Annotated in this window: 14 protein-coding genes; 9 read left to right on the top strand and 5 right to left on the bottom strand. The window is 63.9% G+C overall.

What is annotated here, in order from left to right; all coding sequences use genetic code 11:
• Window positions 1-18: 18 nt before the first annotated feature.
• Together SFY93_RS19965 and SFY93_RS19960 are read right to left on the bottom strand one after the other, a co-directional pair.
• Window positions 19-1,482 (bottom strand): L-lactate permease, encoded by a 1,464-nt coding sequence (locus SFY93_RS19965; RefSeq protein ID WP_320444317.1) that lies wholly within the window; start codon window positions 1,480-1,482, stop codon window positions 19-21.
• A 107-nt stretch (window positions 1,483-1,589) separates the two neighbouring features.
• Window positions 1,590-2,267, bottom strand: a complete 678-nt coding sequence (locus tag SFY93_RS19960) for a nitroreductase (RefSeq protein WP_320444316.1) — start codon at window positions 2,265-2,267, stop codon at window positions 1,590-1,592.
• Between the two features lie 231 nt (window positions 2,268-2,498).
• Here SFY93_RS19960 and SFY93_RS19955 point away from each other — a divergent pair, with 231 nt between their 5' ends.
• From SFY93_RS19955 to SFY93_RS19930, 6 genes are all read left to right on the top strand, one after another.
• Window positions 2,499-2,990 (top strand): ester cyclase, encoded by a 492-nt coding sequence (locus tag SFY93_RS19955; protein WP_320444315.1) that lies wholly within the window; start codon window positions 2,499-2,501, stop codon window positions 2,988-2,990.
• A 172-nt stretch (window positions 2,991-3,162) separates the two neighbouring features.
• Window positions 3,163-3,591: a hypothetical protein gene (locus SFY93_RS19950; protein WP_320444314.1), complete on the top strand. Its 429-nt coding sequence runs from the start codon at window positions 3,163-3,165 to the stop codon at window positions 3,589-3,591.
• Between the two features lie 54 nt (window positions 3,592-3,645).
• Window positions 3,646-4,917: a divalent metal ion exporter subunit IhpA gene (gene ihpA, locus SFY93_RS19945; RefSeq protein ID WP_320444313.1), complete on the top strand. Its 1,272-nt coding sequence runs from the start codon at window positions 3,646-3,648 to the stop codon at window positions 4,915-4,917.
• Window positions 4,914-5,924 carry a divalent metal ion exporter adaptor subunit IhpB gene (gene ihpB, locus SFY93_RS19940; protein ID WP_320444312.1) on the top strand — a complete coding sequence of 337 codons (1,011 nt, stop codon included), beginning with the start codon at window positions 4,914-4,916 and terminating at the stop codon, window positions 5,922-5,924. Before ihpA ends, ihpB begins: the two co-directional genes overlap by 4 nt.
• A gap of 21 nt (window positions 5,925-5,945) precedes the next feature.
• Window positions 5,946-9,167, top strand: a complete 3,222-nt coding sequence (locus tag SFY93_RS19935) for an efflux RND transporter permease subunit (RefSeq protein WP_320444311.1) — start codon at window positions 5,946-5,948, stop codon at window positions 9,165-9,167.
• Complete coding sequence (locus tag SFY93_RS19930; protein ID WP_320444310.1) at window positions 9,167-9,535, top strand: hypothetical protein; 369 nt, start codon at window positions 9,167-9,169, stop codon at window positions 9,533-9,535. Before SFY93_RS19935 ends, SFY93_RS19930 begins: the two co-directional genes overlap by 1 nt.
• Window positions 9,536-9,600: 65 nt before the next feature.
• On the opposite strand, the gene SFY93_RS19925 is transcribed toward SFY93_RS19930, so the two are convergent.
• The 3 genes from SFY93_RS19925 to SFY93_RS19915 all read right to left on the bottom strand — a co-directional run bounded on the left by SFY93_RS19925 (window position 9,601) and on the right by SFY93_RS19915 (window position 11,248).
• Window positions 9,601-10,398, bottom strand: a complete 798-nt coding sequence (locus SFY93_RS19925; protein ID WP_320444309.1) for a lysozyme family protein — start codon at window positions 10,396-10,398, stop codon at window positions 9,601-9,603.
• A 16-nt stretch (window positions 10,399-10,414) separates the two neighbouring features.
• Window positions 10,415-10,591, bottom strand: coding sequence for a hypothetical protein (locus SFY93_RS19920; RefSeq protein WP_158005736.1), 177 nt, complete (start codon window positions 10,589-10,591; stop codon window positions 10,415-10,417).
• A gap of 210 nt (window positions 10,592-10,801) precedes the next feature.
• A complete protein-coding gene (locus SFY93_RS19915) occupies window positions 10,802-11,248 on the bottom strand; it encodes a lipid-binding SYLF domain-containing protein (protein WP_320444308.1) in 447 nt (148 codons plus the stop codon).
• A 369-nt stretch (window positions 11,249-11,617) separates the two neighbouring features.
• Here SFY93_RS19915 and SFY93_RS19910 point away from each other — a divergent pair, with 369 nt between their 5' ends.
• The 3 genes from SFY93_RS19910 to SFY93_RS19900 all read left to right on the top strand — a co-directional run bounded on the left by SFY93_RS19910 (window position 11,618) and on the right by SFY93_RS19900 (window position 13,619).
• Window positions 11,618-12,964 (top strand): alpha-hydroxy acid oxidase, encoded by a 1,347-nt coding sequence (locus SFY93_RS19910; protein ID WP_320444307.1) that lies wholly within the window; start codon window positions 11,618-11,620, stop codon window positions 12,962-12,964.
• Window positions 12,965-13,109: 145 nt separating this feature from the next.
• Window positions 13,110-13,364 (top strand): nuclear transport factor 2 family protein, encoded by a 255-nt coding sequence (locus tag SFY93_RS19905; protein WP_139285825.1) that lies wholly within the window; start codon window positions 13,110-13,112, stop codon window positions 13,362-13,364.
• Between the two features lie 114 nt (window positions 13,365-13,478).
• Entirely contained in the window at window positions 13,479-13,619 is a 141-nt protein-coding gene (locus tag SFY93_RS19900; protein ID WP_309946277.1) for a helix-turn-helix domain-containing protein, read from the top strand.
• Window positions 13,620-13,826 lie beyond the last annotated feature (207 nt).

The raw sequence follows: 13,826 nt of genomic DNA, 5'->3' as shown, positions 1-13,826 counted from the left end.
TATTCGAGCCACCAAACCTCATATGAGCCGGGTGGCGATGAGGACGGAGATCACGAGCAGAACCGCGACGATGACCACGACGAAGGGGAACATCGCGCGATAGGCGTCCCGCTCGTGGCCGGGCGTTCCGGCGAGATTGCAGACGATCGACATCCGCACCGGCGAGACCATGTTGAGCGATAGTGCGGCGGCATGCTGAAGCGCGACGACGGCAGCGACGTCGAGACCGGCCTCGGTCGCAAGGCTGAGCTGCGACGGCATGAACAATCCGTTGGCCGCATTGCCGCTATTGGCCAGCGCGCCGAACACGGCCGAGATCATCGGCGTCACCGTCACCGACCAGACCCCGAACGTGTCGTACATACCGCGGGCGAGGCCGCCGGCGATGCCCGAGCGCGACAGCAGTTCGGCCATCATCGAGAACACGATCACGGTAAGCACCGCGAGCCGGCCGGTCTTCCAGGCGGCTGCGATCTCCGCAGGGAAGGCCCGCTGATGGCCGTGCAGCAGGGCGGTCAACACGGCCGCCGCGACCAGCCAGGTACCAGCGTGAAACAACGGTGCCCAGACTGGCGCGCCGTCGAAGGGCTGCATGCTCCATGCGGTCTGGAGCAGTTGATTGAGCGGAGGCACGAGGCGCGTCAGCGCGAGCCAGCCGATTAGCAGCGTGAATGGCAGCATGCGCCGTGCCGCAGCGGCGATCGCCGCACGGTCCGGCTTCTCGTCGATGAGATAACGCAGCACGATGGCTGGCCCGAACGCCGCCAGCATAGCCGGCTCCGGCCCGAGAAACGCGGTCGCGACAATGGTGAGGCCAAGACTGCCGAGCAGCCAGAGCGCTTCGCTGGCGCGCTCGCGCCAGTCGGCACCGATGCCGGCGCGCTCCGCCATGCGCCAGTAGATCGGCAGCCACAGGATGTTGAACACGAGATAGATGAGGCTGGTGCGCAGCGCGAGCGCCGTGGGATCGGTTCGCGCGAAGGCGGCGCCGACCACCGCGCCGCTGCCCATGGCGCCCCACACGATCATGGTCTGGCTGATCAGCGAGAAGGCGAGCAGCTCGATCGGCTTCAGGCCGAGGCGGCGGATCAGCACCATCGTCCCCATGATGCCGATGCCGAAGCCCGTGGCGGATTCCGCGAAGGGCCCGATCAGATAGCACGCGGTGAACAGCAGGCGGCGCCGCGCATGCGCATCCGGCAGCGACGTCTCGACCGGCATGGCCGCGTCGCCAGGGCGGATCGCCATCTGCCAGAACAGCAACCCGCCGAGAATATAGGGCACGACGATCCAGCCGATCCATGCGCCGCGCAGCAGCGCCGTTCCAGCGTCAGCGATCCCGAACAGTTGCGGGGCGGTGGCCAGCGCGACTGCAAGCGCCGTGGCGAGGCCGATCAGCGAGGCGGGGAGCGTGCCGGCGAGTCCGCTGGCGATGGCGCCGATCACCGCCAGTGCGGGCAGCGCCCAGATCAGGTAAAGCACGTTCCGCCCCCAGGTTTCTCGTTGGGGGCTGGATGCGCGGGAAAGGCAGGGACGTCAACCGCGCTGCGCGCATGGGGCGCGTGCAACGTCGATCCGCCCAGCGCTTGCTAACCGTCGAAGCCGACGAACACCGTCGCTTCCTCAACCGACTTGCGTTCGGACACCACCGCATTGGCGGGAAAGCTGTCATCCGGCCATCCGAGCGCAATGCTTTTCATGATGACCTGATCGTCGGCAATGCCAGCATGCTCGCGCACGACTGGCGACTGCATGATGCCCTGGCTGTTGATCACGGCGCCGAGGCCGCGCGACCAGGCCGCATTGACGAGGGCGGTCGCCACGGCGCCGCAATCGAACGGCGTATCGTCGCTGCCATCCAGGACGCGGTCATAGGTTACGATCACGCAGACCGGCGCGTCGAACTGGCGGAAGCCGCGTAGCACCCAGTCCTGCCGCATCTCCTTGTCGTCCCTGGCGATCCCCATGGCCGAGAACAACTGCTTGGCGACGCCGACCTGCCGGTCGCGGTGATGACCCCCGAAAGCCTGACCGGTGCGAAATTCGCGTGACTGCGGGATACCTGCGATCATTCGTTCGGTATTGCCGGCGCGGATCCGGTCGAGCGGCTCGCCGGTCACGACATAGAAATTCCACGGCTGGGTGTTCATCGACGACGGCGCGCGCATCGCCAGATTGATGATCTCTTCGATCAGCTTTTTGGGGACCGGATCGGGTTTGTAGCCGCGGATGCTGCGGCGGCCGAGAATGACGTCATCGAACTTCATAGGCCTGGAATCTCCCGGGGCGTTTCTGAATTGGACGGGATATTCCCGGTTTCCTGGGCCGTGTGCAAGATTGACGTGAGGGGCAGAAGGCGGTCGCCGCACAGTTGCAGGGCGGAAGAGCGAAGCGTATTCCGCCGCGTAAACATCTCGACGGCGACGGATTACGCTTCGCTAATCCGCGCTGCGATTGCTAGTGTTGTTGTTCAATCCCATCATGCCGGGCCGAGGGCGATGAACACACGCAGCGATCATCTTGAAAAGCCAATGACGTTCGATGGCGTGACGCTCACGCCGCAGAAGGAAGTGGTCCGCGCCTTCTACAAGGATATGTGGGACCATGCGGACGTGACTTTGATCCCGCAAATTTTCCATGAGGATTTCACCTTCAGGGGATCGCTCGGACCGGTGCTGGTCGGACATGCCCAGTTCGCCGACTATGTCCGCTGGGTCACCGGCGTGCTGCAGAATTACACGACGGACATTCTCCTGATGATCGAGGAGGGCAATCGCGTTGCCGGCAAGGTCTACTTCCATGGCGTTCAACGCGAAGCGATGTTCGGCAATCCGCCGACAGGAAAGCTCGTCGGCTGGCTTGGAGCGCCGATCTTTTCGTTCGACGGGCCGAAGGTGCGCGACCTCTGGGTGCTCGGTGACATCTACGGCCTGCTCGGGCAGATCAGGACAGATGGCATGCAGGGCAACGAATTTTCCACGTCTCGGTGAGACTGGCCGAAGCGCACTCAACCCGTCCGATTGAGTTCCTCTCCTGCAGCTACCTCCCGCGATCATGACCATGTGGCCAGACGTCGCGCTTGCCACATTTGCGATCTGGTTACTCGTTAACATGGTAACACGCAGGCAATGCGTACCCTGCGCATAACCATACGTTGTTACATTGTTGCGCATCGACATGAATCGCCGATCCGTGCTACCTCGCTCGCAGAGTTTGAAAGAGACGCTCAAAGTGACGATTTTCGCCCGCATCTTCCGCCATGGCCTGCTGCGCATCTCGCGCAGGGCGTTGGTGATGGTTGTGCTGGCGACGTACGTCTTTGCCGGCGCCATGCACGGTCTCTGCGAATGCGATGTGACCAATCCGTCCGGAGCGACGATCGTCTCGCTTGCGGAGAAGGCGACCGGCCATTCCGACAAGGGAGTCGTCGCGGATAATCACTGCCACGGCTGCTTCTCTGTGACGGCACAGCCGCTTGTCTTCGCGGCGATGCCCGTCTCCATCGAGACCCGCACTGCGGTTTTCCATGATGTCGAACGTGGCAGCCTGCCGCGCGGGATCGATCCTCCCCCACCCAAATTCCTGACCTGACCGTCATCGCCGGGCGCATCGCGCCCAGACTCCGTCATTCGTCAGGTTTCCATCATGTTCTCGAAGATCGCCACGCGTTTCGCGTGCGCGGCTGTGCTGTTCGTCAGTTCGTCGCTGACGGGGGTAGCTCATTCGCAAACCCTCACCATGGGGGCTGCACTTCAACGCGCGCTTGCCGCCAGTCCACGTCTGACAGCCGCCGAGCGTGACGTCGGGATCGCGCGCGGTCAGCGCATCCAGTCCGGCGCGCTGATCAATCCGGAGATTTCGTACGAACAGGACAATTCGTTCGGTTCAGGTGCCTACAAGGGAACCCGCTCGGCGGAGACCACGCTGCAGGTCAGCCAGATGTTCGAGCTGTGGGGCAAGCGCGATGCGCGCATCGCCGCCGGTCAGGCGGGCCTCTATGCGGCGGGCGTCGGACGCCAGGCCGTCCGGCTCGAAGTGCTGTCAGAGACGGCTATCGCCTTCGTGAGCGTGCTCGGCCTGCAGCGGCGGATCCAGATACTCGACGAACAGATCGAGGCGATCGACAAGATCTCGCCGCTGCTGCAGCGGCGCGTCGAGGCCGGCGCATCATCCATCGCGGAGACCGGACGTGCCGAGGTCGCATCGGCACTGGTCAAGGCCGACCGGGAGCGCACCAGGTCGTCGCTCGCCAGCGCGCGCCGCGAACTGGCGATCCTGATGGGCGACAGCGCGCCGAAATTCGCGGCCGTCTCCGGACGGCTGGAAGCGACCGGCAAACCGCCGACATTTCAGTCGGTCGTCGCGGCGATCGATGCCAACCCGCAGCTCGTCCGCTGGAGGGCGATCTATGCGCAGCGCAACGCTGAACTGCTGCTCGCCCGGCTGAAGCCCTATCCGGACGTCACGGTATCCGCCGGATGGCGCCGCTTCAGTGAGACCGGCGACAACGCCGTTCGGCTTTCGCTGTCGGTGCCGATCCCGGTGTTCGACCAGAACCAGGGCAACATCCTCTCCGCGCAGGAAAGCCTCGCCAAGACCGCCGCCGAACGCCAGGGCAACCGCAACATGCTGATCGTGGTGGCGGGTCGCGCCTACGACTCGCTGCAGGGCTCGCTGCGCGAACTTGCCATCCTGCGCGAGACCGCAATCCCCAAGTCCAGGGACGCGGCCGACGCGATTTCCGAAGGCTACGGGCAGGGACGTTACTCGCTGCTCGAAGTGCTCGACGCACAGGCCAGCGTCGCGCAAGCGCGCCTGCGCGAGCAGGAAGCCCAGCAGAATTTCCACGTTGCCGTAGCCACCATCGAGGGGCTGGTCGGCAATCCATTTGCACTGGCGCGGGGGAGCGCACGATGAACAAGCCGATCATGTTCCTGGTGAGCGCCGCCGCGATCTTCGCGCTCGGCGCCGGGGTCTACGCCACCGCACCGAGCAAGTCCGACACGCAGACCGCGGCCACCTCCAAGGCTGCCAGGCAGGGCGACAAGACCAAAGGTGAAAAGGCGAAGGGTGAGAAGGGCCACGACGAGAAAGGCCATGGTGAAGAGGGCGTCGTGGAAATGAGCGATGCGCGCGTCGCCTCCTCCAACATCGAGATCCTCTCCGCCAGAAGCGAGACGCTGCACGACTCTCTGGTGCTGAACGGTATCCTGCAGCCCAATCAGGAGACGTTGGTGCAGGTCACCCCGCGCTTTCCGGGCGTCGTGCGCGAGATCAAGAAGCGCATCGGCGACACCGTCGAGAAGGGCGAACTCCTCGCGAAGATCGAGAGCAACCAGAGCCTGAGCGTCTATGAGATGCGGGCGCCGATCTCGGGCACGGTGATCGATCGCCAGATCTCGCTCGGCGAATATGCCTCCGAGCAGAAGCCGGCCTTCATCGTCGCCGACATTTCGACGGTCTGGGTCGATCTGTCCGTTTACCGCCGCAACCTGCCGCGTGTCCGGATCGGCGACAGGATCCTGATCGATGTCGGCGATGGCGGAAAGCCGATCGAGGCCAGCCTGTCCTACATCTCGCCGGTTGGCAGCAGTGATACGCAGAGCGCGCTCGCGCGCGCCGTCGTGCCGAATATCGACATGCGCCTGCGCACGGGCCTGTTCGTCTCGGCACGCCTGATCCTGTCGGCCAAGCCGGTGGCGATCGCGGTTCGGGCGGCGGCGATCCAGACGGTCGAGAACCGCAGCGTTGTATTCGTCCGCAACGGCGACAAGTTCGAGGCGCGCGATGTCGAACTCGGCGCGCGCGACTCCGACAATGTCGAGATCCTGTTCGGACTGCTCGACGGCGACAGATACGCGGCGAAGAACAGTTTCATCGTGAAAGCGGAGCTCGGAAAGGGATCGGCGTCCCATGAACACTGAGCTCGCTCCGGGAATTAGGTCATGATCGACAGACTTCTTGCATTCTCCGTGCACCAGCGCTGGCTGGTCATGATTGCCGTGCTGATGATGGGCGCCTTCGGCGTCTGGAACTTCACACGCCTGCCGATCGACGCCGTCCCTGACATCACGAATGTTCAGGTTCAGATCAACACCAACGCGCCGGGCTTCTCGCCGCTGGAGGTCGAGCAACGCATCACGTTCCCGATCGAGACGGGGATGGCTGGCCTGCCGAACCTCGTAAACACGCGATCGCTGTCGCGCTACGGCCTCAGTCAGGTCACCGTCGTGTTCAAGGACGGCACGGACATCTATTTTGCGCGCCAGCTGGTCAACGAACGCGTCCAGCGGGTGAAGGACTCGCTGCCGACCGGCATCGAGACGGCGATGGGACCGGTCTCCACCGGCCTCGGCGAGATCTACATGTACACCGTCGAGGCGAAGGAGGGGGCGAAGAACGCCGAAGGCAAGCCTTACACGCCGAGTGACCTGCGGACCGTGCAGGACTGGATCATCAAGCCTCAGCTCCGCAATGTGCAGGGGGTCAACGAGGTTAATACCATCGGCGGCTTCGAGAAGCAGTTCCACGTGCTTCCGGATCCGGCCAGGCTGATGGCCTATCGCCTCAGCTTCCGCGACGTCATGACGTCGCTCGCCAACAACAACGCAAATGTCGGTGCCGGCTATATCGAGAAGAACGGCGAGCAGTATCTGGTGCGCACGCCCGGACAGGTCGCCGATGTCGAGGAGATCAGGCAGATTGTCATCGGCTCCCGGAACGGCGTCCCGGTCCGCATCCTCGACGTCGCGGAGGTCAAGGAAGGCACCGACCTGCGGACCGGCGCGGCGACCGTCGATGGCAAGGAAGTCGTGCTCGGCACGGCGATGTTGCTGATCGGCGAGAACGGCCGGACCGTGGCGCAGCGTGTCGGGCAGAAGCTGGAGCAGATCCAGAGGTCGCTGCCGGAGGGCATCTCTCTGCGCGCGATCTACGATCGGACCCATCTGATCGATGCGACCATCGCGACCGTCGAGAAGAACCTGGTCGAGGGCGCGCTGCTCGTCATCGCGATCCTCTTCCTCATCCTCGGAAACTTCAAGGCGGCCTTCGCCACCGCGCTCGTCATTCCGCTGTCCATGCTCTTCACCATCACGGGCATGTTCGAGAACAAGGTCAGCGCCAACCTGATGAGTCTCGGCGCCATCGATTTCGGCATCATCATCGATGGCGCTGTCATCATCGTGGAGAATTGCCTGCGTCTGCTCGCACATGAACAGGCAAAGCGAGGGCGCCTGCTCAGCCGCGAGGAACGCTTCGAGACGATCATCGAAGCGTCGCGCGAGGTCATCAAGCCCAGCCTGTTCGGCACGCTGATCATCGCTGTGGTTTATCTCCCGGTGCTCACGCTGACCGGCGTCGAAGGCAAGATGTTTACGCCGATGGCGCTGACCGTGCTGATGGCGTTGCTGGGCGCCAGCATCCTGTCGATGACCTTCGTTCCGGCCGCTGTGGCGCTGTTCGTGACCGGCAAGGTTTCCGAGAAGGAAAACTGGTTCATGCGCGCCGCGCGCCGGACTTATATGCCGTTGCTCGAACTCGCGATCCGTCTGCGCATCGTCGTGGCGGCCGCGGCCGTGGCGCTGGTCGTCGTGAGCGGATACGCCGCGACGCGGATGGGCGGCGAGTTCATCCCGAGCCTCGACGAGGGCGACGTCGCGATCCAGGCGATGCGCATCCCCGGAACCAGCCTCACGCAATCGCTCGAGATGCAGATGGCGCTCGAGAGGCGGCTATTGAAGATTCCGGAGGTGAAGGAATCCTTCGCACGCACCGGTACCGCGGAGGTGGCGACGGATCCGATGCCGCCGTCGATTTCGGACGGCTATGTCATGCTCAAGCCGCGCGACCAGTGGCCCGATCCGAAGAAGCCGAAGCTCGATCTGATGAAGGAGATCGAGGCCGCATCCGAGGAGGTCGCAGGCAGTCTTTATGAACTCTCGCAGCCGATCCAGCTTCGCTTCAACGAACTGATCTCGGGCGTGCGCAGTGACGTCGGCGTCAAGATCTTCGGCGACGATCTCGATGTGCTGGCTGGGATCGCGGGGCAGGTGCAGTCGGCGCTGCGGAACATCCAGGGCGCCGCGGACGTGAAGACCGAACAGGTCGCAGGGCTTCCGGTGCTGACGGTCAAGCTCGACCGCAAGGCGCTGGCGCGCTTCGGCATCAGCGTGTCGGACGTCCAGAACCTGGTCGAGATCGCCGTGGGCGGCAAGACCGCGGGCCTGGTGTTTGAGGGCGACCGCCGCTTCGACCTCGTCGTGCGCCTTCCGGACGAACTGCGGACGGATATCGAGGCGATCAAGGCGCTGCCGATCCCGCTGCCGCCGCTGGAGGGGCAGCCCAGCCAGAACAAGGCGATGCCCGCGGCGTTCGGGACCTCGCCGCTGGCCCAGATGCGCTACGCGCCGCTGTCGGAACTGGCGGAGATTTCGGTCGCGCCGGGGCCGAACCAGATCAGCCGCGAGGACGGCAAGCGCCGTATCGTCGTCTCCGCCAATGTACGCGGACGCGATCTCGGCTCCTTCGTCGGCGAGGCGCAGCAGCAGATCGCGCAGAAGGTCAAATTGCCCGCGGGCTACTGGATCGGGTGGGGCGGTCAGTTCGAGCAGCTCGTCTCGGCGACGCAGCGTTTGACCATCGTGGTTCCGATCGCGCTGCTGCTGATCTTCCTGCTGCTGTTCATCAGCCTCGGATCCGTGGCTGACGCGCTGCTGGTCTTCAGCGGCGTGCCGCTGGCGCTCACGGGCGGCATCTTCGCGCTGCTGTTGCGTGACATTCCGCTGTCGATCAGCGCGGGCATCGGATTCGTCGCGCTCTCGGGCGTGGCGGTGCTCAACGGTCTCGTTATCATCACCTTCATCGCGCGGCTTCGCCTTGAAGGAAAGAAGGTGGTGGAGGCCGTGCGCGAAGGCGCGCTGACCCGCCTCCGGCCTGTGCTGATGACGGCGCTGGTGGCATCGCTCGGCTTCGTGCCGATGGCCATCGCGACGGGGGCGGGCGCCGAGGTGCAGCGCCCGCTCGCGACCGTTGTCATCGGCGGCATCGTCTCGTCGACCATCCTCACGCTGCTCGTTCTTCCCGCGCTCTACATCCTGTTCCGCCGGGAATCGTCGCCTGCCCATGCGGAGGCGATGCCTGCCCACACTACCCACGGAGACCATTGATGAAGACAATCCTGCTCGTCGTATCCACGCTATTGCTGGCGGCTCCGGCGATGGCGCAGCATGCCCATCAGAAGGGGCCGAATGGCGGACCCATGGAGGATGTCGCTGGCATGCATATCGAGATGATCGCTGCGGGGAAGGTGCTGACCTTTAATCTCCTCGACGAGGCCAACAGACCGCTCCCGGCCAGCGGCTTTTCCGGCGCCGTGCTGCTGACCTCCGGAGGCGACCGTGAGACGCTGCCGCTCGTCACCTCCGGGACTGCATTGAAAGCCGAAGCGAAGGGCGACATCGCCAAGGGCGCGTCGGTGAGCGTCACGCTGAAGACCGCCGACGGCAAGTCCGGGCAGGCGAGGTTCAAGAACTGAGGGGATCAATCCCGGATGACGCAAGAACTTCATCCCGGCTGCGCTTGCTCGACCCAAACTACGCGCTATTTATCGCTATCGGATGCCATCTGCAGGAACTTGCGCTTCAGCGCGTTGACCCTGGAGACGTAACCCGCAACGGAATGGTCGCCGCATCGCTCACTGGCCGTCATCTGGAAGCGACGGCGTGCATAAGCGGTGGCGGGGCCTCCACCGCACAGATGGATGAAGGCGGCGAGATCCTGCACCTGTTGCGGGGTCGGCGCCACGCCGCCGGCGCGCGCGAGGACGGCGGCGACATTGCGGTCCAGATAGATCGATGCGAGCTCGGTGGCATGGCTCGGGATGGCACGAATATAGGGGCCGAAGCCGCAGCCCGTATCCTGAACCGCGTTCGCCCGGATGCAGAAGCGCGAAACTTCGGCATAGGCCGGATCGGTCATTTGAAAGAGACCGACGGCGCTGGATGCGGGCCGATAGATCGCGAACGGATTGAAGCTGAACCGCCAGCGCCAATAGGTGCGATCCAAGGGATTGCCGGAACTCTCGACCTGCGCCAGCGCAGCGAGCAATTCGGGCGTGATCGACCGCGTCGAAAAGGCGCGAAACAGCGGCCCGTAATGCCGCCACGTCTCGGCCGGCTCCTTGTCCAGCCTGTGGCCGACAAAGAAGAACAACTCGGTCGGCTTGTGGATCACGTGATAGATGAGGTTGGACAGCACGAGGGTGACAAGCACGATTGCGACGGCGCCAGTGATTTGAATGGCGCGCGGCAGTTTCGCGAGCTTCCGTTGCGCCGAGCGCAGGCTGCGCCGCCAGCGGCGACGGCGTTTGGCGCTGAAGATGAACGGGACCTTCGTCATGGCTGATGGCAGCGCGCTAATCCGCCTGCGGCTGGCTGATGCCGAGCTTCTTGACGCGGGTGCGGACTGATAGCGGTGATCGCTTCAACCGGATCGCGATCTCGTTGACGCTGCGACCGACCGACAATTGCCGCCGCAATTCTTCGTCCTGCTGTGAGGTCCAGACAGCGTCGGATTTCTGGCTTAGTTTCATGAGAACTTATAATAGTCCGTAGCCCGGATGAAGCCAACGGGTCGCGCGTAGCGCGACCGATGATAAACTCCGCGTAATCCGGGCTACGCTTGCTTTCGCGATACGCAGTTGCCTCGCTTCACAGCGCCGGACGGCGAGCGGCCGGGTTTCGTGATGCGCGGGTCGCGATGGTTTCACCGGCAGCAAACATCTCGACGTTGGTGCATCCGATTACTGGTTCTGGATGGAGACGCTCATTCCGCTCAGGTCGAAATCGAACTGGAGGCCCAGTTGCTCGCCTTCCAGCGTCAGGACGACGCCCTTGGCGTTGCGCATCTGGATGGCGCGCCTGCCTGCACCGACCGCCACACCTGCACCGAGTGCCGTATAAATGCCTTCGATGTCCGAAGCCTGATGCATATTTTGCGCGGCGCCGACCAGATCGGTCGAGGAGCCCCCAAACGTCAGGCCCGCGCTCACGCCGCCGATGCGAAATGGATACATCTCACCACGGAAACTGAGGATTCCGCTCCCTGCCTGCGCTCCGATGAACCATCCGGCCTTGAAGAACTTGAAGCGGACTTTGCCGGTTTCCGCGTGAGCGGGCAGCGACAGTGCGGCGGACAGCAGAGTTGCGACGGTGAGACGCGTGAGGCAGCGAGCTATTTGAAAGCGCATATTGATATTCCGGTCATCGGGCTGCCGCGTGACGGCCCCGCGGCAACTAGATAGAGCATCGCAGGACTCGTCAATGACGGAGGTCGACGCGCGGTCGCCTCCCAACGGGCGCAACGTCCGACATCAACGCGTGGGGCGCAAGTGCGACCTGTCCGCCGTAGCTCGCAGAGCGAAGGCGGAAGCGTATTGCGCCGATATGACGATGGCGGATTACGCTGCGCTCATCCGGCCACCGCTTGCCGATGGACATGCGACCAAAATTGTCATTATATCGCCGGAATGTCATCGCCTACCTGATGACACTGACGTGACGACGATACAGACCAATCCGCCTAACCTGCAGCACTCATTCGCATTCGAAAGAACACGATGACAGGTTTCTCGCGCAGGACGACGCTGGTGAAGGCGACAAGTGCAGCCGGGGTGTCGGACATTTCAGAGCGCACCATGATCGCGCGCCGCCAACTCCTACGCTTTTTCGCCGCTAGTCCTCTTCTCACGGCGACCTCTCTCGGTGCGATCACCACCCTGTTGACGGCTAACTCGCATCAAGCGCTCGCGCAGAGTTACGACGTACTGCGCGGCTCTCGAAGGGCGTTCGGCCCGGACGGCATCATCACCGCTCCGACCGATGCGCTGGATGTGTTTGAGTTCGAGCCGGCGGCGAAGAAGGCCGTGCTCAGCCAGGACGCGCCGGCGCACTGGGGCTACCTCCAGAGCGGCGTAGACGGCGACGTGACGCGCGACGCCAATCACACGGCCTTCGCGAAGTACAACATCCGCGTTCAGCGTCTCATCGATGCGCGGAAGATCGACACCAGCGTGAAGATCTTCGGCGAAACCTGGGCCAGCCCCATCTTCATGTGCCCGGTCAGCAGCCTCGGCGCCTACGATCCCGAGGCGGGGGTCACCGTGGCGCGCGCCGCTGCCAAGCGCAACCATCAGATGATTCTCTCGACGGTCGATAATGCGAGCATCGTCGACGTCAACAAGGCGCACGGCCGGCCCGCCTGGTTCATGTTGTATCCGACGGATGACTGGAACGTGACGCGGGCGCTGGTGCAGCGCGCCGAGAGCGCGGGCTCTCCAGCGATCGTCCTCACGGTCGACCGTCAGGGCGGCCGCAACACCGAAACCCTGTTCCGCGAGCGACGCCAGGACCTGCGCGAGTGCTCGGGCTGTCACACGCCGGGCTTCACCAATGAGGTCAGCCGCAAGGCCAACTTCGCGGACATCGATGTTTCCAAGGTCACGAACCTCTACGGCACCGGGATGACGTGGGAATTCGTCGATCGCCTGCGCGGGATCGTCAAGGGCAAGCTCGTGCTGAAGGGAATCATGACGGGCGAGGACGCCAAGGAGGCGTTGCGCCATGGCGTGGACGGCCTGATCGTCTCCAACCACGGCGGGCGCGCGGAAGAGAGCGGGCAGTCGACGATCGGTGTGTTGGCAGAGGTCGTGGATTCGGTGGGCGGCCGCATCCCGGTGCTGATCGACGGGGGTGTACGCCGCGGCACCGATGTCCTGAAGGCGCTCGCTCTGGGTGCCACGGCCGTCGGCATTGGCCGGCCATACGTGTGGGGCCTGGCGTCGTTCGGCGAGGCGGGCGTGGACCGGGTGCTGCAGATCCTGGACGATGAGTTCATTACGATCATGCGGCAGGTGGGTGCGCTCGACATCAACCACATCACGCGGCGCTGCGTCACCAGCGCCTAGCCGTGCCCGACCTCCGATGAATGAATAGCGCCTCATTCCTGGATCATGGCCGTCGACGGTTTGACCGCGCGCGACAAGACTCCAAGGGACTGGGGAAAACGCAGCGAGTAGGGTGCAAGTGAGAAGAGTATTCCGCCGAGAAACAGTGGCGGCGGATTACGCTGCGCTAATCCGCCCTCGCTTGGCGCAGCACTACGCGACGGACATTTTGGTAGTGATCGAGGAGGGGCACCGCGTTTCCGGCGAGGTGTTCTTCCACGGCATCCAGCGCGAAGCGATGTTCGGCCATCCGCCGACTGGCAAGCATATCGACTGGCTGGGCGCGCCGATCTTCACCTTCGATGGTCCCAAAGTGCGCAACCTCTGGGTGCTCGGCTTCCGGTGCGTCGCGAGGTCTTGAGCGAAGCAGCAGACGGCATTGTAGCTGTAGATCGCTGAATGTCCGCATCTGTCGCCCACGGGGTGGATTGCGGCTTTCTGAACCGGAGGTCGGCAGTTCGATCTCTCCGGCACCATCCGACCAATTACTTCGTCCTCGCGGTCTCCGGGCGCCATCGCTGCAGCGCTGGGCTATTCGTCCCAAACCGCGTTCGCCCCGGCGTTCCGGAAGCTGACGGGCGAAACTCCGACCGATTGGCGCCGACGCGTTGTCTGACGGCAATCGCTCTGCAGGTCGAGCAATCGCTCTGGCGCAGAAGGACGCCTGCTTCACTAGAAATCATCGTGCCACGTCAACGACAGGAGACGAACGATGAACTCGAAACGCGTCGTCAGTGGGCTTGCGAATGCTTCCCGACGGAGGGTGCTTGCGACCACGCTTACGTATGCGATTTCGCTAGTCGTCAACTTCACGTCGGCCGCC

The organism is Tardiphaga sp. 42S5, from assembly GCF_034044155.1.
Lineage (GTDB): Bacteria > Pseudomonadota > Alphaproteobacteria > Rhizobiales > Xanthobacteraceae > Tardiphaga > Tardiphaga robiniae.
This window is presented reverse-complemented; position numbering and strand designations above follow the sequence as displayed.